This is a genomic window from Nostoc sp. (assembly GCF_036919495.1).
GTDB lineage: Bacteria > Cyanobacteriota > Cyanobacteriia > Cyanobacteriales > Nostocaceae > Nostoc.
On sequence record NZ_JBALBZ010000085.1, the window covers coordinates 15,736 to 41,708 of the forward strand.

The window sequence follows — 25,973 nt, forward strand, 5'->3', positions numbered from 1 at the left end:
TACGCTCAAAAATGTAATTTACTTGCGAACCAATAATATTGCCGATTGAGAGCCTGTATTGTGGATATCCAAGATGACTCGACTTTCCTCAGATGTACAACCCAGAAGTATCTTAATTTCTGTATCTCGCTTTTCCAAGTCAACACCACAAATGACGGCAGTTACTGTTTGACTAGATAAGCTACCTATCCAAACATCAATATCATTTCCATCTCCAGAGCGAGTGTCTTGTAAATATCCATAGTCCAGGGGATAAACTAAAGATGGATAACGTGGATGTGATGTCCCTTTTGGGCGATCTATCTTGAAATTGCTAGCGGCTACAAGCCGATCTAGTTTGAACCAGAAATCAGTACTATCCCCCATTTCATCTACTAATACTCAATTGGAAATGTGCAATACAGCCTTGCCAGGAAAACGCCTGTCGAGTAATTGTTGGGCTACATCAGCTATTTGTGTCCAAGAAGCTTCTAAATCAATGTGAGGACGCAACTTACCTGCTTCTACTAAACTTAAAAGCCGTTTTAGACCAACTGATGCTGATTCAAATCTCAATTCATCAAACAGACGTAAACCATACAGACTCACGCCACCAGTCCCGAAAAATTGGGCAGCGTTGAATGTCACTTCTGCTCCCCCAGATACTCCATACAGCACAGTTTTTCCATCCTGTGCCAATAAGCCAAGGGCTACCCCCAAAGTCTTGCCACCTACTGACTCTACAATTAGATGATAGGGGCCATAATCGCTAGCGGGTGAGAGGTCTTCGCCAATCACCACCGATTGTGCGCCTGCTTCTCTAACTAGAGTTTCATAACCAGCTTGACGAATATATGCGACAACGTGCGCCCCTGACAGCCGCGCTAATTGGATAGCAAAGTAACCAACACCTCCTGATGCACCTGTAACCAAAACTGGGCGGTCTAACAGCGAACCACCTTTTAGCACAGCATGATATGCGGTTAAACCTGCTACAGGCAGTGTGGCAGCTTGAGCAAAGGATATCGATGGCGGCACTTCTGCTAAGGCGTTGGTGGGAACAGACACGAGTTCAGCCCAAGCACCGGCGCGGCGCAAGCCAACAACACGCGTCCCTTGGGGAGGCCCCGACCCATCAGCAGCAGAGGTTTCCACTACACCTGCCAAATCCCAACCAGGCTGCCAACCAGCCTCAGCAGAAGTTGAACGTTTCACCTCTCCCCGATTGAGAGAAATCGCCGCCACTCTGACTAGTGCCTCATCTGGGGCAGGCTTCGGTGCAGTCACTTCACTTAGTGCCAAACGTCCAACCACATTCGGATCAACAATCACAGCACGGATTTTACTCATAGAGAATGCCCTGGCTTAGAGATGAATTTCTAGAGCGTTGGTTCACGATGTACTGCCTACAAGAATAAACTCGATAGATTTAGCTAGTCCTTTTTAATACCACATCTCTACAACTAGGTTAATGATATTTAATAAACTACGGTAATTTGATGGGTTTATAGTATTTTTAGGACGTAGAAAGAAAACTATCACAAGACAGACAAAAGAATCAAGCACCCAGCGAAAAGATTTGTTTCATCAATGCTTGCATTTATTGCTACGTTGTAAGCTAGTCGCTGTGAATATCCTACTCCTATGATAAGCTGCCTTGCAGGCATCTAGAGATATTACTACGTACTACGGGAGTATTCAAAAGTAAATAATTTTATTTTATGAAAATCAAGCGTTATTTATGGATCGCTATTTTAACCATAACTGCATTATTAGGTATCATTCTTCCAGGGAACACTCAGCAATATACCTCATCAAAGACTCTATTCCAAACATCTACATTTACTGCTTTGTCAATAGGTCTTTATGAGGGAACTACTAATTTTACCCAGTTGAAAAAATACGGTAATTTTGGTTTGGGGACAGTAAATCGTCTTGATGGAGAAATGATTGGATTAGATGGCAAATTTTACCAGATGAAAGCTGATGGAGTTGCCTCTGTCATTCCTGATTCGATGACAAGCCCTTTTGCTACAGTCACCTTTTTTAAACCACAAATATTAATTAATTTAGAAGGGCAGATTAATTATCAACAATTGCAGCAATTATTAGATCAGCGCTTACCGACTAAAAATTATCCTTATGCTATTCGTATCCAGGGTAATTTTCCTTATCTAAAATTTAGAAGTATTCCCAAACAAAGCCTACCCTATCGTCCTTTGACAGAGGTTCTTAAAGAACAATCAATTTTTGAGTTAAAGAATGTCAATGGTACTTTAGTGGGTTTTCGGACACCCAAATATATGCAAGGAGTAAATGTTAATGGCTATCACTTTCATTTCATAACTGAAAATCGGAAAACTGGAGGACATATTTTAGATGGACAATTTCAAAATGCTAAAGTAGAACTTGATACTTTATCAAACGTTGAGATAAATTTGCCCAAAACTGCTGAATTTGACCAAGCGGATTTGGGAGATAGCAAACCTGCTGAAGTCAACAGAGTTAGACGGTAACTAAAGATTTTTGGATTAAAGCTATGTCACTACCAGAAACTATTGCACAAGAAAAAGATACGCGTCCCCCGGTGGCGATTGGGCATTTGAGATTATATGTGAGTAATGTACCAGAGGCTAGGGATTTTTTCGTTAAAATAGGGTTGCGCCCGATCGCTCAATCAGAACAATTAGCTGTTTTAGAACTACGGGGAGGAACGCACTTAGTTTTGAGAACAAGTTCAGAGACGATCGCTCCTGGAATTAATGCGCCTTTTGATCTGATGGTAGATGATGTTTTTGCCACTAGAGATACTTTTAAGAAGTGGGGGCTGACTGTTTCTGAGATCGAAACAGGCAGAATCCACACTTCGTTTACTTTGACTGGGCCGGACGGCTATCTATTAACGTTAACTTCCTCACATACAGGCGGTAGAGAAGTTTAACAAAAAACAAGAAAAGTATCAGCCGTCAGAATTGGCCATGAATTAGAGTCCGACTTAGCTGAGGTGCGTAATCAATAGCGATGCTTACAGTGGGCTGCGCCAACGCACCTCAGCGACGTAAGCCAATTACCCGCTCTAAGTCTGCTCCGGTAAAAATTGCATCAGTCACATTAGCATTAGTCAGATTTGCATCTTCTAGATCGGCTTTCGTAAAATTAGCTTTGCTAAGATTTGCTCCCGTTAAATTTGCCTTTCCTAAGTCTGCATCGGTTAAATCAGCTCCACTGAGGTTAGCATTACTCAAATTAGTTTCATCCAAGTCAGCATCAATCAGGATGGCATTACTCAAATCTACTCCGTTGAGATCGGCTTTATCTAAGTTTGCGCCTCGGAGGTTACAGCCTTGACATTTTTTGGTGGATAGAAGTTTTTGAACTGAGTCGCTTGTTGCACTTACAAGGGTGGAAGGAGGTGAAAAAGTCTCTGGATTTTGCTGATTTGTTTGTAGGGATGTATTTGGAGCCGGGGCTAGATTCGGTTCTGCCGCCTGGGGTTGTTCCGGTCTAGAACATCCGGCTAAAACTCCTGCTGCTAACATGGCGATCGCAGCTAGACTAATCTTTTTCTTCACAGCTACAGACTTCAATTTTTATCACCATTTTCTGCTTTACATCAATTCTTAATTTAGCAATTCAAGCAGTAAGGGCAAGTCTATCTTAAGTTTAAAACAATGATTATCAAAAATTTTAACTGCTAGCATCACAGAATTTAGTAATAAAGCTTAGATGCATTTTCGTAAGCAAAACCAAGAAAATAGTGTTTTAAGGGATCAGTTACATTCAGTGGTTTTAAGTAGTCTACACAAGCTTTTTTTGAAATTATTGGAACAAATTATGAGTTGTATAAGTTTGAAATACTAATGTATTATAGGACTCATATTTGATTATTGAAATATACGTAGGGTGCGTTACGCCAAAGGCTAACGCACCGCCCAAAGGTTAGGTGCGTTAGGCTACGCCATAACACACCCTACTTACTACTTAGATTTTTTCAGAAATCAAATCATAGTCTTATAGTACTTTCTAAAAAGTTATGAATTTCAGAGTATTTTCCATTTTTCAACACCATGTTTGCACAACATGACCCTTAATCTGTTGTCCTAGCCAAGGTGTATTTTGTGAAAGTGTATAAAGACTTTTTCGTTCGACTTTCCAAATTTGCTGGGGATCAAATAAAGTAAGTTCTGCTGGTTGATGAGGTAAGATCGCACTAACTTTTTGCCCCAAACACTCTGCTGGACTGGTACTCAATGCCCGCCATAATTCTAAAGCGGTAAATTCTTCAGTTTCAACGAGATATTGCCACAGCAAAGGTAATGCTAACTCTAAACCAATTGCACCGGGAGGTGCTTCGGCAAAAGCTTGAACTTTTTCTTCGTAGCTGTAGGGTGTGTGATCAATAGCGATCGCATCTATCACACCCGCACGCACTCCTGCACGCAACGCCGCTACATCACTAGATTTTCCTAACGGCGGGTCTAAATGCAAGCTAGTGTTATAACTCTTAACAGCTTTTGTATCAAGTAAAAGGTGCATCCAGGTGGTGCTGGCGGTGATGGGTAAACCAGCAGCTTTGGCTGAAGCGATTAGTTCCACGCTGCGGGATGTAGAGACGCGCATGATATGGACTGGTGTACCTATAGTTGCAACCAATTCTAATAAAGCTGCGATCGCACTAGTTTCGGCGCTGGCGGGTATTGGGGGTAAACCGAAACGCAGAGCATCTGCCCCTTCTCTCATTACACCATTTGCTGATAACTGGCGATCGCTTGGCCAAAATGCTACTGGTTTACCCAACGGCTGGACATACTCTAACACTCGCCGCACCAGCGCCAAATTCTCTAAAGGCTTACCATCGCTAAAACCAATAACTCCAGCAGACGCTAAATCTGCCAACTCCGTCATTTGCTTGCCAGCAACATCTAGGGTGATAGCACCCCAGATATGAAGCAGGGGGAGAGGAGAGGCAGGGAGAGCAGGGGAGGCAGGGGAGGCAGGGGAGGCAGGGGGAGCTAAATTAATTTTTTCGCTCTCTTTCATTTTCCCGTGTCTCTTTTGCTGCAACTGTGCCACAAGTGCAGGGTTATCAATAGCTGGGGATGTATCGGGTAAGATGCTAATTCTGGTAAAGCCGCCAGCAGTAGCAGATTGTAAGAGCGATAACAGGGTTTCTCGTTCTTCAAACCCTGGTTCACCGGAATGGCTGTACAAATCCACTAACCCCGGCCCGATAACCAATCCCCGACAATCTCTGATTGGAGTATCGGGGCTAATGTCAGTAATGTGCGAAGCCACTTCTTGGATATAACCATCAGCAATCAGCACATCAAAGAGTTCATCGATTTTAGAAACTGGGTCAATTACCCGTACTTTTTGCAGTAGTTCAGTCATAAAAGTTTTTAGTTATGAGTTAGGGGTTAGGAATTATGAGTTATTTGTTCCTCAGTCATTGCTTCTAACCTTAATTCCTCACTTCTAATTCCTCAGACGCGATAAATCGCGTCTCTCTTGTACAGACGCGATTCATCGCGTCTCTTTGTCTTTTTATCACAACGCTCCTGCTGCTGTTTTATCTAGTACACCTCCGCCAAAGTGAGCGGTGATGTTCATCGCTTGCAATACAGGTAAACTATCGATTCCACAAGGATAGTCGATAACACTAACTGCGCCATTACCCTGACGGAAATTCCAGAAATTTTCCAGCGATAAACCTAGAACGTGACAAAGTAAGGTTTTATTAGTTGCATCGTGAGCTACTACTAATACAGTTTTAAATTGATTAGTTGATGCTGTTTCTACAATTGATTGCCAAGCTGTAACGCTACGTTCCCACACTTCTTGCAAATTTTCTCCTTCAGGCATTTGCACTTGGGCTGGCACTAACCGCCAGCGCTGCAACTCTCCGGGAAATTCTTGTTCTATTTCGGTTTCAAATTTTCCTTCCCAGAGTCCGTGGCTGATTTCTCTTAAACCATCTTGCAAGTCTAACTTTACATTAGGATGTTGTTTTAGGATGATTTCTGCTGTTTCTTTAGGGCGCAGCATTGGGCTACTTACAGCATAATCAATCGCTACGTCTTGGAGAAATTCGCTTGCTTTTTGCGACTGTTGTCTACCGTTGTCATTGAGAGGGACATCAATTTGCCCTTGAAACCTGGTTTGGCGATTCCAGTCAGTTTCACCGTGACGCACTAATAATAACCGTATTCCTTGATGATCCGGTCGCAATGAGGGTAGACTTTCCCCAGTGTGTTGTGTCTGATTTAAGGATTCTAGCTGAACTGGTTCCCCCAAGCCTCCAGCAAAATTTAGTACGCTGATGCCACAGTTAGATTGCTGTATTGAATGGTAGCGACTTGCAGGGATGCCCAAGGCTGTGCTAATCAGGGCGCGATTAATGCCGTTATGTCCCACTATCAGAATAGTTTCGCCTTGATGTTGGGACAAAGTTTCTTGCCAAAAGTGCCGCGCTTGTTCGTATAAAGCAAGAACAGGAAAATGTTCTCTTGTCCCTTGTGCATCATTTAGCAGCATCCGCAGTTCGTCGGGGCGTTGATGCCAAGTGCGATAATCTTCGGCAAATTTCTGCTTAACTTCAGAAGTTAGCAATGCTTGCCATAAAGGTAAGTCAATTTCTAGCAGCAAATCAGAAACTTGGATTACAGCAGACTGTTCAGGATGAGTAGCTAACTCACTATGGATAATATCTGCTGTATGTTTCGCTCGTTGCAGGGGACTGCTGTAAATCGCATTAAATAAAATATTGCTGAGGGCTTTGCCAGTTTTAGTGGCATCGTTACGACCTTTTTCGGTTAATGTTGACGCATCAGTGCGTCCCTGAATACGCCGCTCGGTGTTATAACCGCTTTGACCGTGGCGCACAATGATGACACGAGTCATCTAAAAGCCCTCCTCTTATCTAGACGATTAATTCTACTGCAAAATGATTGCACATTTAGCAATTCAGGAAGGCGGATTTAGTTAAATAAGAAACTTGATTCTTGTGGAGGACGTAGGATAAGCAGCTAAAATTGCTGCCGTGTTAACAATATTTCCTAACAAAACTGTTTTGATTCAACCAGGAATATTTGGTTTGATACTATTGAAAAAAATTTTTGCAACACATCAATAATATATAGGACTCATATTTGATTATTGAAATATACGTAGGGTGCGTTAGGCCAAAGGCTAACGCACCGCCCAAAGGTTAGGTGCGTTAGGCTACGCCATAACACACCCTACTTACTACTTAGATTTTTTCAGAAATCAAATCATAGTCCTATAGCAATCCTAAATGAGTTTTAAGGAAATTTACCCCCCGGCTAACGCCGTTCCCCCTTGGCAAGCTAGGGTGTACACACAAGTCTTACAGCAGCCATATCTTGATTAATAAATCTGGCACTGCATTTCTATCCCGCCTCGAAATGAATTCCGAGTCTCATAGCTAAAGTCCACTCAAGTGGACTAAATAATTAATTCAGTCCACTTGAGTAGACTTTGGCTATAAGCCGCTGAACTTTAGTTCTGGGCGGGATGCCAGTAAGTGTGACAGTTTCACTCTGACAAAAATGTGGCTAGAGAATTTTTCGACTTGTGTATACACCGTAGCCTTAGCAAGGGGGGACTAAAGGGGGGTATTGATAGTCTAAATTTTTTACGAATGATTTAGCATTGCTATAGGAGATGCGTACAGTTGTACATTGGTGTAAATTTAACGCTAAATTAGGGACTTCCAAGAAATAAATTATTCCAAGAAACGAACCACAGAGACAAGGCAGCGCGGTCTTGGGGGTTTCCCCCATGAGCGACTGCCGCGCAGAGAACGCAGAGAGAAGAAATAGAGAGAGTTTTTGCCTCAGTTTTGGAACATTTTTTTATTTGGAATTCCCTTATTCTCTGTCTATATCTAACTGCACTTGCAATCCATCATTGTCACTCCCAGACTGAGCCGGTGCTAATAAAACAGAAGTGTCTGGCTGTGATAATGATTCGTTAAACTGTATTCTGACTGGAGTTTTATTGTCTCTTCTATTATTGTTGGAAATGCTTGCTGGATTAGTTTGCTCAAAAAAGCTTTTAAAGTCATTTTGGGCTGTTCTATTATTAATTCCATCGAGAGAATCACCAGTTAATCTGTATTGCTCTAGATTTGAGCTTGATGTTGGTGACTGTGCGTATACTTGGCTTCCTAAGCTTGCAAAGGCTGCCGTAATCCCCAAGAAAGCAATAATTTTGGTGTTCATCTGTTTTATCCAAATTATCTTTAATATTGCTCGTCTGTTATTCTCTGGAAAAATTATTTTGATTAACTCTATTGTTAGGTTCTACAATAATAATTGTATTGCGTATCTACTTAGAACGTCAATGATTCTGGCTCTATCTAAAGATACTTATACTGTTATCGTATTGCTTAGATTTGTACAAGTTAGACAGTAAGGTTATCTGGTTCAGTTTCCGAGCGATCGCACTTAAGTTCTTTAAGATATGGCAGGATGAAATTAAGGATATTTAACAGTCGCTCTAGTGCGATGCCTACGGTGAGCTACGCCAACGCACTCAGCACAGAAAGCGGTAAGATTGCGTAGGCGTAGCCACGTCTTATACTAATTCTGTATGAAGATGCACATAATCAGTCCCCCCAAAACATCGGGGGGTAAATATATGCAGCTTCACAAAGAAACGGTATTAGAGGATGTTTGAAAAGTCGCAAAGTATACTATAAACCCCTCTCCAAACCTCTCTCCGTATCGGGGCGTGTACACACAAGTCGAATTACCCCCCTTAATCCCCCCTTATAAAGGGGGGAAACCGGAAATCTAGTTCAATCCCCCCTTATAAAGGAGGGAAAGCGGAAATCTAGTTTAATCCCCCCTTATAAGGGGAGGGAAAGCGGAAATCTAGTTCAAATCCCCTTTATAAGGGGAGGGAAACCGGAAATCTAGTTCAATCCCCTTTATAAGGGGAGGGAAACCAAAAATCTAGTTCCCTCCCCTTTATAAGGGGAGGGTTAGGGTGGGGTAAAACCTTGGGCTAATCAGCTATTTCAGACTTGTGTGTACACCGTAGCCGTATCGGAGAGAGGCTTTAAAACCCACCTTCGCAATAGCAATCGGCGATGTCTTGCAGTTCCTAAACCGATGCAGCGAAGCCTTAGAGCGCTACGAAGCAGCATTGGCATTCTACCGCGACATAGGTTTCTTGCTTGGGTGAAGCTAATACATTACAAGCAATCGGCATCTTGCAAGAAAATTTAACTTTGGATCATGGTTTTCATTCACAAAATCACGAGTTTCATTCACAAAATCATGAGTTTCATTCACAAAATCGTGAGTTTCATTCACAAAATCATGAGTTTCATTCACAAAATCACGAGTTTCATTCACAAAATCACGAGTTTCATTCACAAAATCATGATTTTTGCGCTAAATACTGAGTTTTTTGTTATATTAAACACTAATTATTGAGGACTTTACTGAACTAAGATCCAGCTTTAATAAGGCAAACTAGCTCTAAAGCAGATAAAAAGGATACACTGATGTCTCGTCAAAAACGTACATACCGCGTTCTCGAAAAAGCTGAATTCAGAACGGCGGGACTTAAAGCCATCGATCCTACTATGGATTTTGGCGATGGGCGCAACATGGAAAGCATGACACAACTAATTGAGCAATACCGTACCAAGATAGATGCTTATAATACTGCTCTAGCTGTGATTGACTCTTCTAAAACTGAGATGGACGAATTGGATAGAACCTTAAGCGATCTAACTGAGAAAATGCTCTTGGGAGTTGCCTTTAAGTACGGCAAAGACAGCCATGAATATCAGATGGCGGGTGGTGTTCGCAAAAGCGATCGCATCCGCAAAAGCACAGCAACACGTTTAAAGACGACTTCTAAAGAAGCATCTAGTGCAATACTGCTCGGTTAAGAATATTTGTAGGTTAGGTTGAACTTTAGTGTTACCCAACAAAGCCCCAGAAATGTTGGGTTACCCTGCGAGAAGCAAGCTACGTTCCTCAACCCAACCTACGAATTTTAAGCTTTTTCCGCTTAACCGAGCAGTATTGGCATCTAGTGAGAATATTAAAACTGCATCATAGTTTAATACGCTTGGGTTAATACCAATTCACGAAAGCCCTAATCTAGCAAGGAACTGGAGACTGGGGACTGGGTGAAAAGTCTTTTTGTGTCTAAGCTTTATCATCTGTTGATGTCATAATCACCCCCCTTAGTCCCCCCCTTACAAGGGGGGGAAACAAGAAAAATCCGGTTCCCTCCCCTTTATAAGGGGAGGGTTAGGGTGGGGTAAAAATATTTGGCACATCAATCATGACTTTTCAAACATCCTCTAAAGGCATGGCATTGTCCATTGTTGTCAACTTAAACAAAAAATCAGCATAAAATTTAATCTAAGAATATCAAACTAGATGTTCTTAGATTACATCATAAGTAAAAAATGTTAGCGTTCAAATGTTTTAATAAAATAGCGATCGCTATTTTAAGATAAAGCTTAATTCCCCGACTAATTGCTATTTTAAAATTTTATTTAATACTTCAATTCAGCAACACCTAAAATTAAGCTGTTAAATTATATTTTCAATAGCCTCTGCTTGAAAATGATGAGTATCATCAAGGCTCCAGCTTAGGAGTTCGCCAGCTTTGCCGTTTTGAACAGAAACTATTATATACGAGTAACCTTGCCAAGCGTATAGGCGATCGCATTCTGAAGGGATAGCAGGATGATCTGGGTGGGAGTGAAAAATGCCAATAATGTTGAGCGATTTATTGCGTGCTTCCCTTTGTGTTTTTAACATAACTTCGGGTGCGATCGTATATTGCCGTTTTTTACTTTCTGCTGTGTATTCCCCTGCAAACTCAGCCGCCGCTTCTGTATTCCAGGCATTTTCTGTTGGGATGACTTCTACCACAATTTTACCCCCATTAGCCAGATAGCCCAAAATCATACCACAGCACTCCTCTGGATAGGTGCTTTCTGCATGGGTGCGGATAGTTTGTAAGTGTTCTTGGCTAAATCGGATCATCTCTGCGTTTGTAATTTTAGTAACCTATAACGATTTTTGCACAGATATAAGATATTGCTAGGCGTAGGCTAGCAAGAACCGCAGCGATCGCACTATTCAAATATGTATTTTGTATCACTCATTTAAACATTAGCCTACTGCTTTTTGGAAATTATTGCCTAGAAACTAAAACAATATGAAGAAGAGACAAAGTTCAGTATTTGTATATACATCTATGGGCAAATAATGTGAAGAGTATGCAAAGACGTTTATTTAAGTATAAACATTTAAGTAAAATATTGACTATGTAATCATTTGAGGCTACCTATTCCTATTGAGATGTTATCTATTTTCAGCCTACACACCCAGAGCTATTTCGTTCTAGACATAAACCGCCCGGAACTTTATTTAGTTTTGGGCTAATAGCCCAACTCGTCTAAAGAGGACTAAAAGCCTTTATTAGTCGTCTTTAGACAATTTTTGCTATTAGCCTCAGAATTTATTCTGAGGCGGGCTAGATGAGAATGAAATAGCCCTGCTACACACCTGCGGAGAATAGCTCACTAATGTATAAGATTTTTCATAGACTGAATCTTCAAGAAATATTAGGGACTTCCAAATAAAAAAATGTTCCAAAACTGACGGAAAAACTCTTTCTATTCCTCCTCTCTCTCTGTTCTCTGTGTATCTGTGGTTTGTTTATTTGGATAATTTATTTTTTGGAAATCCTTTACTGTTCCTCAACAGTGGCGTGTAAAGTATGCCGAAAAGGTCAAATTTCGATGAAATTTTATGCCCAAAAACAGCACTAAATTCAAGATTGAGAACTGAAATTACTGAAAAAATCGATTTAATTAGGTAAAAATCATGGCAGATATTATTGGAACCAACGGGAATGATACCCTACTGGGTACTGACAGCGCAGACACGATTAAGGGTCTTGCAGGCAACGATACCATCACCGCTAAAGAGGGCGACGACACCCTGATTGGTGGTGGCGGCAAGGATACATTTGTTTACGATTTCGGCTACTTAAGCAACACTGATACCATCACCGATTTCGGTGGCGTAGGTAAAGGAACAAACCCAACAGCAGCAGTTACTGCCGAAGTGGACACCCTAAAATTTCAAGGTACTCCCTTCACTCCTCAAAATCTGCTGCTCACCCAGAATGGTAGCAATCTGGAAATCACCTTTGAAAACGACTCTTATGATACCAAAGTCATCCTGCAAAACTTTGCCCTAGAAAACCTGGATAACCTGAGCAAATCTACAGGAGCCACTGTAAACTTGGGCAATATAGAGTTTGATGGGCAAACTAGTGTTAGTGATAGCTTTGATGTCTTCAATGCCAACTCCACCCAAAGCACTATCTTTAATAAGAACACAGTTACCTTCCTTAACGACCTGAATAATAACGTTAACGGCTTTGACAACTCAGATGATGTCATAAATGGTCAGGGGGGTGATGACATCATTGATGGCAAAAGTGGCAACGATTTATTGCGGGGTGGTGCGGGCAATGATACTCTCATTGGTGGTGTAGGAAATGATACACTGTTTGCTGGTGCGGAGAATAAGATCCTTGGTAGTATTGGCAATAACTTGAATGCTGACTATAAGTATATTAAAGGCGATAATAATCTTCTCTCTGGTGGCGATGGTAATGATTTTCTCGATGCTTCTGGCGACACATACATTACTACTAATGTTTATTATGTCTCTGGCAATAACACTCTCAACGGTGGCGCTGGTGACGATACGTTAAATATTAAATTTTCAGAAGGCGATAACCTGCTCGATGGTGGCGATGGCAATGATTCTCTCTATGCCTCTAGCGACGCCAGCGACTCTATCATTGGCGTCTTTGGCAATAATACCCTCAACGGTGGCGCTGGTGACGATGACTTGAGTGTTAACTCTTCAACAGGCAATAACCTGCTCAACGGTGGCGATGGCAATGATTTTCTCTCTGACTCTGGCTTTCAGTACTTGCTTGGTGGCAATCTTGGTGCTTCAGGCAATAACACCCTTAACGGTGGTGCTGGTAATGATTACTTGACTGCTAACTATTCAACAGGCAATAACTTACTGGATGGTGGCGTTGGTAGCGATACCTTGGATGTTAGCGCTTCACAAGGCGATAACCTACTTAATGGTGGCGATGGTAATGATTATCTCACTGCCTTACTTGGGAGTCCCAGATCCGGCATTATTGATCTCTCTTCAGGCGATAACACCCTCAACGGTGGAGCAGGTAATGATACATTTAATATTAACTATTCAAAAGGCGATAACCTACTCAATGGTGGCGATGGCAATGATTCTCTCTCCGGTTCTGGCTCTTATTATGATGATTATGTAGGATTCGTCGCCGCTTCTGGCAATAATACCCTTAATGGTGGCGCTGGTGACGATACATTAAATGTTAACTATTCAAAAGGCGATAACTTACTCAATGGTGGCGATGGCAATGATTCTCTCTCCGGTTCTGGTTCCTTAGAGGATTATGAATTGTTCAACGGTTCTGGCGGCTACTTGGAGGTGCACGAATTCTTCGCCGCTTCTGGCAAGAATACCCTCAACGGTGGTGCTGGTGCGGATAACTTGAATGTTGACTATTCATCAGGCAACAATCTGCTGTCTGGAGATGATGGCAATGATACTCTTAGTGCCTCTGGCTACAAGTACGACAAACAGGGCAAGTCTGGTAAAGGAGTTTATTACAGAACATTAGGAAATAATACCCTCAACGGTGGCGCTGGTGCTGATAACTTAATTGTTGATTATTCAACAGGCACTAATTTGCTCTTAGGGGGCGATGGCAACGATACTCTTAGTGCATATAGCGCATTAGGTAATAACACTCTTAATGGTGGTTCTGGTAATGACATTATCACGGGTGGCAACGGTAATGACATCCTAATTGGAGGGGATGGTACTGATACCTTTGCTTTCAAGAGTTACAATGGGGGCATTGATAGTCTTTATGATTTCAACGCCACTAATGAGTTGATTCAGGTATCGGCTACTGGTTTTGGTGGCAACTTAGCAACACCTTCACTTAAGCCAAATCAGTTTACCATCGGCACATCTGCAATCACTAATGCCCAACGATTTATCTATAACAATGTTACAGGTGGATTGTACTTTGACCAAGACGGCAGTGCATCTGCATTTACTCAGGTAAAATTTGCCCAATTATCTGCTGGATTATCACTAACCGAAAACAATTTTGTGGTTGTTTAATTGTGATTAGCGCTCCATTACTTTAGGCAGGGATTGCGAGGTGTTAAAAATAGCATCTGGAAGTCAGAGTCTCCTATGAATAATATAAATGGCCTATTTCAGTCGGGGTTAAATCCCGACTGCTTTCAATGAGTAATATCATGTCCGCTTGATTGCTTATTAAACCCGAAGAACCCCACCCCGCCAAAGCTGTGCTTTGTCTCCCCTAAGAGCAGGCGGGGAGGGGTTGGGGGTGGGGTTCTTTTATTATGGGTAATTTGACGGACATGATATAACTGTTTGTACTTTCAGTATGTGTATGAATGATTGCTACTCAACTCAAAGTTGAGAACTAAGGTTACTGAAAAAATCGATTTAGCTAGGTAAAAATCATGGCAGATATTATTGGAACCAACGGGAATGATACCCTACTGGGTACTGACAGCGCAGACACGATTAAGGGTCTTGCAGGCAACGATACCATCACCGCTAAAGAGGGCGACGACACCCTGATTGGTGGTGGCGGCAAGGATACATTTGTTTACGATCTCGGCTACTTAAGCAACACTGATACCATCACCGATTTCGGTGGCGTAGGTAAAGGAACAAACCCAACAGCAGCAGTTACTGCCGAAGTAGACACCATCAAATTCCAGGGTGCAGGCTTAACTGCTCCAAATCTGCTGCTCACCCAGAATGGTAGCAATCTGGAAATCACCTTTGAAAACGACTTTTATGATACCAAGGTCGTCCTGCAAAACTTTGCCCTAGAAAACCTGGATAACTTGAGCAAATCTACAGGAGCCACTGTAGACTTAGGCAATATAGAGTTTGATGGGCAAACTAGTGTTAGTGATAGCTTTGATGTCTTCAATGCCAACTCCACCCAAAGCACTATCTTCAATAAGAATACAGTTACCTTCCTTAACGACCTGAATAATAACGTTAGCGGCTTTGACAACTCAGATGATGTCATTAATGGTCAGGGGGGTGATGACATCATTGATGGCAAAAGTGGCAACGATTTATTGCGGGGTGGCGCGGGGAACGATACTCTCATTGGTGGTGTGGGAAATGATACACTCTCTGCTGGTGCGGGGAATAAGATCCTTAGTATTAATAGTATTCATAACAATAAATTGAATGCTGACTATGACTATAAGTATTTTGAAGGCGATAATAATCTTCTCTCTGGTGGCGATGGCAATGATTTTCTCTTTGCTTCTGGCGACAGTAAATTATACAGTATTACTCCTGTTTATGATTATGTTTCTGGCAATAATACTCTCAACGGTGGTGCTGGTAACGATACGTTAAATATTAACTATTCAACAGGCAATAACCTGCTCGATGGTGGCGATGGCAATGATTCTCTCTATGCCTCTAGCGGCTACGACAGCTCTAGCATTAGCGTCCTTGGCAATAATACCCTCAACGGTGGCGCTGGTAACGATAACTTGAGTGTTAACTCTTCAACAGGCGATAACCTGCTCAATGGAGGCGATGGCAATGATTCTCTCTTTGACTCTGGGTTCCAGTACTATATTGGTGGTGCCCTTGGTGGTTCAGGCAATAACACCCTTAACGGTGGTGCTGGTAATGATTCCTTGACTGCTGACTATTCAACAGGCAATAACTTACTGGATGGAGGCATTGGTGATGATACCTTGAATGTTAGCGCTTCACAAGGCAATAACCTACTTAATGGTGGCGATGGTAATGATTCTTTTACTGCCTCTGGTGAGAGTCCCAGAGTCGGCATTGTTAGCTCTTCAGGCGATAACACTCTCAACGGTGGAGCTGGTAATGATACGTTTGATATTAACTTTTCAGAAGGTGATAACCTACTCAATGGTGACGATGGCAATGATTCTCTCTCCGGTTCTGGCTCTTATTATGATGATGGTTTCTTCAGTCCCCCTAAATTCATCGCCGCTTCTGGCAATAATACCTTTAATGGTGGCGCTGGTGACGATACATTAAATGTTAACTATTCAGCAGGTAATAACCTCCTCAATGGTGGCGATGGCAATGATTCTCTCTCCGGTTCTGGTTCCTTGGAGGATTACAAATTCTTCAACGGTTCTGGCTTCTCGGAGGTTCACGAATTTTTCGTCGCTTCTGGGAATAATACCCTCAACGGTGGTACTGGTGACGATAACTTAAATATTGACTATTCATCAGGCAACAATCTGCTGTCTGGAGATGATGGCAATGATACTCTTAGTGCCTCTGGCTATAAGTATGACAAACAGGGCGAGTCTGGTAAAGGAGTTTATTACAGAACATTAGGAAATAATACCCTCAACGGTGGCGCTGGTGCTGATAACTTAATTGTTGATTATTCAACAGGCACTAATTTGCTCTTAGGGGGCGATGGCAACGATACTCTTAGTGCATATAGCGCATTAGGTAATAACACTCTTAATGGTGGTTCTGGTAATGACATTATCACGGGTGGCAACGGTAATGACATCCTAATTGGAGGGGATGGTACTGATACCTTTGCTTTCAAGAGTTACAATGGGGGCATTGATAGTCTTTATGACTTCAACGCCACTAATGAGTTGATTCAGGTATCGGCTACTGGTTTTGGTGGCAATTTAGCAACACCTTCACTTAAGCCAAGTCAGTTTACCATCGGCACATCTGCAACCACTAATGCTCAACGATTTATCTATAATAATGTTACAGGTGGATTGTACTTTGACCAAGACGGCAGTGCATCTGCATTTACTCAGATAAAATTTGCCCAACTATCTGCTGGATTATCACTAACCGAAAACAATTTTGTGGTTGTTTAATTGTAATTAGCACTCCATTAAAAAGCGAAAAATTTTGAGAATGCTAGGTGCTTAAGATAGCATCTTGCATTCAATTTATTAATGCAATGAATGTTAATAGAAAATAGTGTTGGCTTACTTTGTCTTAAGCCGCCCTAGCTACAGCAAGCCACTTTTTGCATGTCTACAGGTGTCTACATTCCTCAACTTTCGGCATGTGTACAGATCATTTATCAGTTTTACTAGTTAATTTAAGCTATGTCTCCATTTTTACGCTTATGTACGTATACTTGTTATCACTTAGATATAGTACATTGTCACACAGTTTCTTTATCTTGCTCACTCGGTAAGCGTAGCCTAACCTAAGCGATCGCCACTATTAATTCTATATTTTTTTATTATTATTTCAAGCATCTAACAAGTTTTCTCCCTTGAAAGCCTCGGCACAAAGCACTTTTTGCCTATTGCTTTGTGTAAATAAATTCTGACTAGAAAAATGTTATAGATACGCAAGCACAAGTATTTACATATACATCAACAATAAGTAATATGAAGAGTATACAAAGATGTGTTTTAAGTATGGACATCTCGGTAAATATTCATATATGGTTATTACAGATGGTTATTAGAGTGTTATTTAAATGTTTTCTATTTTAAACTAGACACCCACGGGCGATAGTCCACAATCAGAATATGAAAATTCCTTGACCTATTTTTAAGATAACAGTACTTGCGTATTGAAAAATTAAAGTATGGAATGTGAGTTTCAGGCATTTAAGCTTAATTTGCCGACGTTTTTCAGTGATTAATATTCAATCAAGGATGATTAGAAAAAGCCTGAAACGACTTATTTGAGTTGATACACATAGTCATTTGTGCAGTGTGTGAAACTCTAATACTTAGACAAGTGCTACTTGTAAGCTTGTCAATAGGATAAATTTTCGATAATAATTACTGTTCCTCAACAGTGATATAAAAAAACTTGCCGAAAATTGAAACTTTCGGCTAGTTAGTTGTGCGCTAAAACAGCACTTAGAACTAAAGTTACTCCAAAAATCGATTAAATAAGGTAAAAATTATGACAAATATCATTGGAACCAGCAGTAATGATACTCTACTGGGCAGTAACAGTGCTGACACGATTAAGGGTCTTGCAGGTAATGATACCATTACAGCTCAGAAAGGTAATGACACCCTGACCGGTGGCGGTGGCAAAGATAAATTTATTTACAATTTGGGCGATGGCACTGATACCATTACCGATTTTGGTGGGGTAGGTAAAGGCACAAACCCGACAGCAGCAGTGATTGCCGAAGTGGATACCATAAAATTCCAAGGTGCTGGCTTAACTGCTAAAAATCTGCTGCTGACCAAGAATGACAACAACCTAGAAATCACCTTTGAAGGGGTGACTGGCACAAAATTAATCCTCAAAAACTTCAACTTAGAAAACTTGGATAACCTGAAAGCTTCTGGAACAAGACCAGCTCTTGGTAATATCCTATTTGATGGGCAAACTAGCATTACCCCCAGCTTTAATGTCTTAGATGCCAACTCCACTGCAACGAGCTTAGGGATTAAGAACACTGTAACTTTTCTTAATGACCTATCCAACAACATTAAGGGTTTAGATAATTCAGATGATGTCATTAATGGTCAGGGCGGTAATGACAAAATCGACGGATTAAGTGGCAACGATTTGCTGCGCGGTGGTACAGGCAATGATACCCTCATTGGTGGTGCGGGGAATAACACCCTCGTTGGTGGTACTGGCAGCGATTACTTAGACGTTAACTCTTCAACAGGCAATAACCTATTAGATGGTGGCGATGACAATGATACTCTCTCGGCCTTAGGTGACTATGATGTGGTATCTGGTAATAACACCCTCAACGGTGGCGCTGGTAATGATAGCTTAAGTGCTGACAGTTCAGCAGGAAATAACCTACTGAATGGTGGCAATGGCAATGATTTTCTTAGCGTCTCTGGTAGCTACTATGACCCGGAAGTATCTGGTAATAACACCCTCAACGGTGGTGCTGGTAATGATAGCTTGAGTGCTTTCTATTCAACAGGCGATAACTTCTTGGATGGTGGCGATGACAATGATTATCTTAACGTCAATCTTGCCAATGGTAATAACACCCTCAACGGTGGTCTTGGTGATGATTCTTTGAGTGCTAACATTTCAACAGGCAATAACCTACTGGATGGTGGCGATGGCAATGATACTCTTAGTGCCTCTAACTTCGAGGGCTACAGGTTTGATAACACCTCTGGCAAGAATACCCTCAATGGTGGCGCTGGTAATGATTTCTTGACTGCTGACTATTCACGAGGCGCTAATCTGCTCAATGGTGGCGATGGCAATGATACTCTCACAGGCTCTAACTACGGCTACGGCTACGGGGGAAGGTGTTATACCTGCACTGGCAAGAATATTCTTAACGGTGGTGCTGGTGACGATAACTTGAATGTTGATTATTCATCAGGCGATAATCTGCTCTCTGGAGATGATGGTAATGATACTCTTAGTGCCTCTGGCTATAAGTACGACGAACAGGGCGAGTCTGGCAAAGGAGTTTATCGCAGAGCATCAGGAAATAACACCCTCAACGGTGGTGCTGGTGCTGATAACTTGATTGTTGATTATTCAACAGGCACTAATTTGCTCTTAGGGGGCGATGGCAACGATACTCTTAGTGCATATAGCGCATTAGGTAATAACACTCTTGATGGTGGTTCTGGTAATGATATCATCACAGGTGGCAACGGTAATGACACTCTAATTGGAGGAGATGGTACTGATACCTTTGCTTTCAATAGTTACAATGAGGGTATTGATAGTCTTTATGACTTCAACGCCACTAATGACTTGATTCAAGTATCATCTGCTGGTTTTGGTAGTGAGTTAGCAACACCTTCACTTAAGCTAAGTCAGTTTACCATCGGCACATCTGCAATCACTAATGCTCAACGATTTATCTATGATAATGTTACAGGTGCATTGTCTTTTGATCAAGATGGTAGTGCGTCTGCATTTACTCAGGTAAAATTTGCCCAATTATCTGCTGGATTATCACTAACCGAAAACAATTTTGTGGTTGTTTAATAGTAATTAGCACTCTATTACTTTAGGTAAGCATGGATTGCGAGACGCTGAAAATAGCATCTCGCACTCAATTTATCAATGTAATTTAGTGCTACCAACAGATAGTAGATGTTGGATTTGGTTCTTCAACTTTGGCTTGCGATCGCCTAAATCTTTGTCAATAAATAAAACTCAATGATAAAAACTTTAGATTTTATTGACAACAAACTGTTCTTATTGACATGACGCAGCCACCTTGGTAATAATATGAAGAATATGTAAACTTGTTATTTTCAACATAGACATTTAAGTAAACACGTTAGTATATAGTTATTGTCAAGTTATTTAGATTTTTCCTATTTGCAAGCTAGACATCCACGGACAACAGACCGCAAGGAGCGTATAAAAATATCTTTGACTATCAAAAGTAAACTATTCTCTATTTAACGCTAGTAGGACTTAGGCATTGATAAAAAACCAACTTATTGAGTGTAAGTTTTAAGCATTTCAGCTTTCACGGCTGATATAGCGGTTCTCGACCTGGTGAGGTACATTTTGAAAGCTACTAACCTTGTCAAACAAGATTTGCGTGTACTTCAGTTGCTTAGGAAACGCTATAAAGGATGATAAAAAAGCCTAAAACTATGTGTTTTACTAAATGCACACGTTCATGAATTTGTACAGTGCCTAATACCATTTCTTTGTGAAGCTGCGCCAAATCTCTTAATTTGTTATTTCTTGGTATACTTGGCGCTCCTGGCGGTAGCCTGCGGCAAGCCCCTCCGGGTGACGCTCCTAACGTCGCTAACGCTGCGCTAACAGCAGTCGCTCATGGGGGAAACTCCCTTCTCTACGAGACGCTCCGCGTTGGCAGAGCCTCTCCCTTTGGGAGAAGACCGCGCTGCTTCACCACTTTGCGTCTACGTTCTTTATTTCTTGCACCATAAGCGCATCTTCATACAGAATTGGTATAAGGCTTAGATAGTCCTAAAATCAGTTGGCAAGTATTACTTACAAGCCTTTTTATATGCTCAATCTTCAAATACAAAGTGCTGTCCCTCAAGGGTGATATGAAAGTATACCTAAAACTTAAATTTTCGGGGGCTTTTTTGTGCCCGAAAACAGCACTAACAAGAGGTTAAGGACTTAAGTTACTGAAAAAATTGATTTAGTCAGGAAAAAATTATGGCAAATATCGTTGGAACCGACGGCTACGACTTGCTACAAGGTGGAACTGGCAATGATACTTTCATTGGTGGTCAGGGGGATGATACGCTGACTGGTGGCGGTGGCAAAGATATTTTTATTTACAACTTGGGCGATGGCACTGATACCATCACTGATTTTGGTGGGGTAGGTAAAGGAACTAACCCGACAGCAGCAGTCATTGCTGAAGTGGACACCATCAAATTCCAGGGTGCAGACTTAACTGCTCCAAATCTGCTGCTTACCCAAAATGGCAGCGATCTGGAAATTACCTTTGAGGGTAAGGCTGATGCCATAGTTATCCTGGAAAACTTCAAACTAGAAAACTTGGGCAATCTGAAAGCTTCTGGAACAAGACCAGCTCTTGGTAATATCTTGTTTGATGGGCAAACTAGCATTACCAGCAGCTTTAATATACTGGATGCGAACTCCACTCAAACTAGCCTGGGCATCAAAAACACCGTGACCTTCCTCAATGACCTATCCAACAACATTACGGGTTTAGACAACTCAAATGATGTCATTAATGGTCAGGGGGGCAATGACCGCATTGATGGCAAGAGTGGCAACGACTTGCTACGGGGTGGTGCGGGGAATGATACTCTCATTGGTGGTGCGGGGAATGACACTCTCATTGGTGGTACGGGGAATGATTCCCTCGTTGGTGATAACCTGCTTTCTGGGGGCGATGGCAATGATTCTCTTAGCGTCTCTGGTTACACCAGCTTCAGCTACCCAGACGACGTATACGACTCTCACTCGTCTGGCAAGAACACCCTCAACGGTGGCGCTGGTGACGATAACTTGAGTGCTGAGGGTTCAACAGGTAATAACCTGCTGTCTGGGGATGATGGCAATGATTTTCTTAGCGTCTCTGGCTACTACAAAGGAAATGACTACCAAGACTACGACTCTCGTTCGTCTGGCAATAATACTCTCAACGGTGGTGCAGGTAAGGATACTTTGAGTGCTGGCGGTTCAACAGGTAATAACCTGCTCTCTGGGGGTGATGGCAATGATTATCTCTCCATCTCTGGCTACTACAGCTACACTCCCAGCGACCCGTACTCACTCCGCGACATCTCCATCACATACGACTCTCGCTCCATAGGCAATAATACCCTTAACGGTGGCGCTGGAGACGATAACTTGAATGCTAGCAATTCAAAAGGCAATAACCTACTGGATGGTGGCGCTGGCAATGATTATATTTCCGCCTCTAACGCTTCTGGTAAGAACACCCTTTATGGTGGCAGTGGGAATGACACAATCTATGGTGGCAGTGGAAATGATATCCTTGCAGGTGGTTTTGGTAATGACACTCTCTATGGTGGCAGTGGGAATGATACTTTTGTTTTTAATAGTTTCAATGAAGGCATTGATAGACTTTATGACTTTAAGGCCACTAATGAATTGATTCAGGTATCGGCTGCTGGTTTTGGTGGCGGGTTATCACCAGGTTCACTTAATACAAATCAGTTTACCCTTGGAGCATCGGCAACTACTAATGCTCAACGATTTATTTATGACAATGTTACAGGTGGATTGTTCTTTGACCAAGATGGCAGTGCATCTGGGTTTACTCAGGTCAAATTTGCACAATTATCTGCTGGATTATCTCTAACCAACAACAATTTTGTGGTTGTTTAATGCTGATTAGCGTTTCATTTCTTTAGGCAAGTATTGCGAGTTGCTATTTTTAGCATCTCGCATTTGATGAATCAATGCAATTCGCTAAAGTTGATTCCGGGCTTTGAGTTGCAGATATCGCTCAACCACCTGATCGGCAATTTGATTTGCTGGTGCATCTAGTACTAATACACCTTTCTGTTTCAACTGAGCATAAGCTACTTGTCGTTGCATTAATAAATCTAGTGCCACTGCACGGGCATAAGCATTTGTAACATCATCTGTGAAAGTGTGTGCTAAACGATCAACTTGCGGATCTCGCAGAGTAACACAAAATGGCAGATAGCGGGGTGCTAGTTTGGAGAGTGCAGCCAGGAGTTCTGTAGAAGCGGTGACATCAATTAAGTCGGTAATCACTACTACAAGCGCCCTACGAGTTTGACGCTGCAAAACATTTGTCACCGCCCCCAAATAATCAGATTCAAATAACACTGGTTGAATTGGTGTCAGGCGATCGATTAGCTGATTTAAATGATTTTGACCGCGTTCTGGGGGAATCCACGTATGCATCTGGCGGTCAAATACACCAACACCCACGCGATCGCCTCGATGCAACCCTGCTAATGCTAAGGATAAAGTTGCATTCAAACCCCAGTCAAATCTCTGCAAATTCTGCACTTTTGCTGTCATTAATCGCCCGCGATCGAGCAAAATTAGTAAAGTTTGTTCCTGTTCGGGTTCTAGAACTCTCACCAGTGGCGTTGCATTATTATAGGCCCCAACCCGACGGGCGGTAGCTTTCCAATCAATAAACCGCAAATCGTCACCAGTGCGATAGTTCCGCAGTTCGGCAAACTCTGTACCGATACCAGTTTTGCGAGATTGGCGGATTGATCCTGATGATTGCAATGTTAAACGAATTGTTAGCGATCGCAATCCCACTAAATCAGGATAAACTTTCACTGGCAAACTTTGGGTAATCTGCCAATCATCCCAAGCTAATCCCCAAATTCCCAACTGTCGAACTTGAATATTTCCCCAAGAAAACTCGCCGCGCTGTGTTGGGTTGACGGTATATGTCAATTCTTGAGTGGTATTACTGGGAATAATAGCGCTGAGTGTGGGTGCAGATATACCAAATCCTGTTGGGTAGTAATCGCAGATTTCAATTAGGGCGTTGGCATTTGGCGATGTTACTTTTAACACCACTGGATTATCCCGCCCAATAGATAATCGTGAGGGTAATTCGCGGGTAATTTGCACGCGAGAACGGCGTACCCGCAAACCATCTACAACCATCAATCCGAGAACGATCGCATCAAATAGCAAAATGATGGCGATCGCTGCTTTAATGTTGAGAAAAAGGCATAGGATCGGGGCAATTGCTATACCTAAAACCAACAATAAATAAACTCGTCTGGAAGGAACCATTTTTTAGAATGAAAACTTAGGAAAAGATTAGCTTAACCTACATCATCATGGGCAAAGCGATTAAAGAGAAAATCTAAGGCATAATTACGTAGTTGGTAGTATTGTGGATCTTCCATGATACGGGCGCGATCGCGGGGACGAGAAAAAGGAATTTCCATAACTTCGCCAATTTTCGCATGTGGGCCGTTGGTCATCATTACCAATTTATCAGCTAAAAATAGTGCCTCGTCGATGTCGTGGGTAATCATCAGCACTGTACAACGGTTATCGCCCCAAATTTTCAGCAATTCTTCTTGTAATTCTTCTTTGGTGATAGCATCTAGCGCCCCAAAAGGTTCATCTAAAATTAAAACTTTCGGGCGAATCGCCAAAGCACGGGCGATAGAAACCCGTTGTCTCATCCCGCCAGACATTTGCATTGGTTTCTTTTCCATTGCATCAGCTAGTCCCACCATTGCTAAATGATCGCGGACGATCGCTCTTTTTTCAGCTTGTGGTTTGTTGGGATAAACGGCGTTAACAGCTAAGTAGATGTTTTCAAAAGCAGTTCGCCAAGGTAACAGGGCATAATTTTGGAAGACAACCATCCTGTCTGGACCTGGCTGGGTGATTGGTTCTCCTTCTAGTAAGACTTGCCCGGAGGTGGGAAAGTTAAAACCGGATACCATATTTAGCAGCGTCGATTTGCCACAGCCAGAGTGGCCGATGACGCAAATAAACTCGCCCTGTTCTACGTTGAGGTTAACGCCATCGAGTACGGTGAAGGGGCCTTTCTTTGTCGGGTAGACTTTGGTAACGTCCTTAATTTCTAGGAAAGGTCTGCGGTTGGTGGTTGCAGTAACAAATGGTTTTCCTAGTGTGTTTGTAGCTGTCAGGTTGCGGTTTTGCATGGTATTTGGTATTTGGGGATTAAAATGCTTAATGTGAAAGTTCAAAGATTCGTTGACTCAGAACTTGCACCAGTCCCTACGACCGCCTCAGAATGAATTCTGAGGCTTATAGCTAAAGTCTATCTATTGAAGACTAAGTAAGTAAGGGTTGTAGTCCACTTGAGTGGACTTGGGCTATAAGAAAAGAGAATTTATTCTCAGGGGGGATAGGTAGGTGCAAGATATAACTTGACGGAGTTCAAAGGTGGATTCATCCAGTTCAAAGACTCATTAACGGAGTTCAAAGGTGGATTCATCCAGTTCAAAGACTCATTAACGGAGTTCAAAGGTGGATTCATCCAGTTCAAAGACTCATTAATGGAGTTCAGAGGTTCATTAATGGAGTTCAAAGACTCATTAACGGAGTTCAGAGGTTCATTAATGGAGTTCAAAGACTCATTAACGGAGTTCAAAGGTTCATTAATGGAGTTCAAAGACTCATTAACGGAGTTCAAAGGTGGATTCATCCAGTTCAAAGACTCATTAACGGAGTTCAGAGGTTCATTAATGGAGTTCAAAGACTCATTAATGGAGTTCAAGAGATTTTTAACAACTAAAATTATTTAATCTTGTGGGGTGGGCATCTTGCCCGCCTTTGATTACGGGCGGGCGAGACGCCCACCCCACAAGAAGTAAGATGTGCTACTTCTCCCACTCCCCCTTTCTCTCACCATTC

The 25,973-nt window shown here is 42.0% G+C and carries 17 protein-coding genes and 2 pseudogenes; 9 read left to right on the forward strand and 10 right to left on the reverse strand.

Going from position 1 to position 25,973, the window contains the following annotated elements; translation table 11 throughout:
* Positions 1-18: 18 nt before the first annotated feature.
* Both V7K25_RS12240 and V7K25_RS12245 read right to left on the reverse strand, forming a co-directional pair.
* Positions 19-366: a hypothetical protein gene (locus V7K25_RS12240; RefSeq protein WP_335158228.1), complete on the reverse strand. Its 348-nt coding sequence runs from the start codon at positions 364-366 to the stop codon at positions 19-21.
* Between the two features lie 15 nt (positions 367-381).
* A complete protein-coding gene (locus V7K25_RS12245) occupies positions 382-1,329 on the reverse strand; it encodes a zinc-binding dehydrogenase (protein ID WP_335158230.1) in 948 nt (315 codons plus the stop codon).
* Positions 1,330-1,700: 371 nt separating this feature from the next.
* Between V7K25_RS12245 and budA the strand changes: the two genes are divergently transcribed.
* On the forward strand, positions 1,701-2,495 hold the full coding sequence (budA, locus tag V7K25_RS12250) for an acetolactate decarboxylase (RefSeq protein WP_335158232.1): 795 nt from the start codon (positions 1,701-1,703) through the stop codon (positions 2,493-2,495).
* Positions 2,496-2,518: 23 nt separating this feature from the next.
* Positions 2,519-2,920 carry a VOC family protein gene (locus tag V7K25_RS12255; RefSeq protein ID WP_335158234.1) on the forward strand — a complete coding sequence of 134 codons (402 nt, stop codon included), beginning with the start codon at positions 2,519-2,521 and terminating at the stop codon, positions 2,918-2,920.
* A gap of 109 nt (positions 2,921-3,029) precedes the next feature.
* On the opposite strand, the gene V7K25_RS12260 is transcribed toward V7K25_RS12255, so the two are convergent.
* From V7K25_RS12260 to V7K25_RS12280, 5 genes are all read right to left on the reverse strand, one after another.
* Positions 3,030-3,551 (reverse strand): pentapeptide repeat-containing protein, encoded by a 522-nt coding sequence (locus V7K25_RS12260; protein WP_335158236.1) that lies wholly within the window; start codon positions 3,549-3,551, stop codon positions 3,030-3,032.
* A 487-nt stretch (positions 3,552-4,038) separates the two neighbouring features.
* Positions 4,039-5,370 carry a dihydroorotase gene (locus tag V7K25_RS12265; protein ID WP_335158238.1) on the reverse strand — a complete coding sequence of 444 codons (1,332 nt, stop codon included), beginning with the start codon at positions 5,368-5,370 and terminating at the stop codon, positions 4,039-4,041.
* Between the two features lie 156 nt (positions 5,371-5,526).
* The gene (locus V7K25_RS12270) at positions 5,527-6,879 is read right to left on the reverse strand and encodes a histidine phosphatase family protein (protein ID WP_335158240.1); all 1,353 of its coding nucleotides are present in this window, start codon (positions 6,877-6,879) and stop codon (positions 5,527-5,529) included.
* 989 nt (positions 6,880-7,868) lie between these two features.
* The gene (locus V7K25_RS12275; protein ID WP_335158242.1) at positions 7,869-8,222 is read right to left on the reverse strand and encodes a hypothetical protein; all 354 of its coding nucleotides are present in this window, start codon (positions 8,220-8,222) and stop codon (positions 7,869-7,871) included.
* A 969-nt stretch (positions 8,223-9,191) separates the two neighbouring features.
* The gene (locus V7K25_RS12280; RefSeq protein WP_335158244.1) at positions 9,192-9,383 is read right to left on the reverse strand and encodes a hypothetical protein; all 192 of its coding nucleotides are present in this window, start codon (positions 9,381-9,383) and stop codon (positions 9,192-9,194) included.
* 131 nt (positions 9,384-9,514) lie between these two features.
* Between V7K25_RS12280 and V7K25_RS12285 the strand changes: the two genes are divergently transcribed.
* Positions 9,515-9,907 carry a hypothetical protein gene (locus tag V7K25_RS12285; RefSeq protein WP_335158246.1) on the forward strand — a complete coding sequence of 131 codons (393 nt, stop codon included), beginning with the start codon at positions 9,515-9,517 and terminating at the stop codon, positions 9,905-9,907.
* Positions 9,908-10,562: 655 nt separating this feature from the next.
* On the opposite strand, the gene V7K25_RS12290 is transcribed toward V7K25_RS12285, so the two are convergent.
* The gene (locus V7K25_RS12290; protein ID WP_335158248.1) at positions 10,563-11,021 is read right to left on the reverse strand and encodes a M67 family metallopeptidase; all 459 of its coding nucleotides are present in this window, start codon (positions 11,019-11,021) and stop codon (positions 10,563-10,565) included.
* Positions 11,022-11,867: 846 nt separating this feature from the next.
* Here V7K25_RS12290 and V7K25_RS12295 point away from each other — a divergent pair.
* From V7K25_RS12295 to V7K25_RS12315, 5 genes and pseudogenes are all read left to right on the forward strand, one after another.
* Positions 11,868-14,249, forward strand: coding sequence for a beta strand repeat-containing protein (locus V7K25_RS12295; RefSeq protein ID WP_335158250.1), 2,382 nt, complete (start codon positions 11,868-11,870; stop codon positions 14,247-14,249).
* A 371-nt stretch (positions 14,250-14,620) separates the two neighbouring features.
* A pseudogene (locus V7K25_RS12300) lies at positions 14,621-17,032 on the forward strand (beta strand repeat-containing protein); the annotation flags it as partial.
* Between the two features lie 1,057 nt (positions 17,033-18,089).
* A complete protein-coding gene (locus tag V7K25_RS12305) occupies positions 18,090-20,123 on the forward strand; it encodes a beta strand repeat-containing protein (RefSeq protein WP_335158254.1) in 2,034 nt (677 codons plus the stop codon).
* A 707-nt stretch (positions 20,124-20,830) separates the two neighbouring features.
* Positions 20,831-21,049: a hypothetical protein gene (locus tag V7K25_RS12310; protein WP_335158256.1), complete on the forward strand. Its 219-nt coding sequence runs from the start codon at positions 20,831-20,833 to the stop codon at positions 21,047-21,049.
* Between the two features lie 238 nt (positions 21,050-21,287).
* Positions 21,288-22,958: pseudogene (locus V7K25_RS12315) on the forward strand (calcium-binding protein); the annotation flags it as partial.
* A gap of 84 nt (positions 22,959-23,042) precedes the next feature.
* Here the strand turns inward: V7K25_RS12315 and V7K25_RS12320 are convergent.
* Positions 23,043-24,368, reverse strand: coding sequence for a DUF58 domain-containing protein (locus tag V7K25_RS12320; RefSeq protein WP_335158260.1), 1,326 nt, complete (start codon positions 24,366-24,368; stop codon positions 23,043-23,045).
* Between the two features lie 32 nt (positions 24,369-24,400).
* The gene (locus V7K25_RS12325) at positions 24,401-25,258 is read right to left on the reverse strand and encodes a nitrate ABC transporter ATP-binding protein (RefSeq protein WP_335158350.1); all 858 of its coding nucleotides are present in this window, start codon (positions 25,256-25,258) and stop codon (positions 24,401-24,403) included.
* A 228-nt stretch (positions 25,259-25,486) separates the two neighbouring features.
* On the opposite strand from V7K25_RS12325, the gene V7K25_RS12330 reads away from it, so the two are divergent.
* Positions 25,487-25,864: a hypothetical protein gene (locus V7K25_RS12330; protein ID WP_335158262.1), complete on the forward strand. Its 378-nt coding sequence runs from the start codon at positions 25,487-25,489 to the stop codon at positions 25,862-25,864.
* Positions 25,865-25,973: the final 109 nt, after the last annotated feature.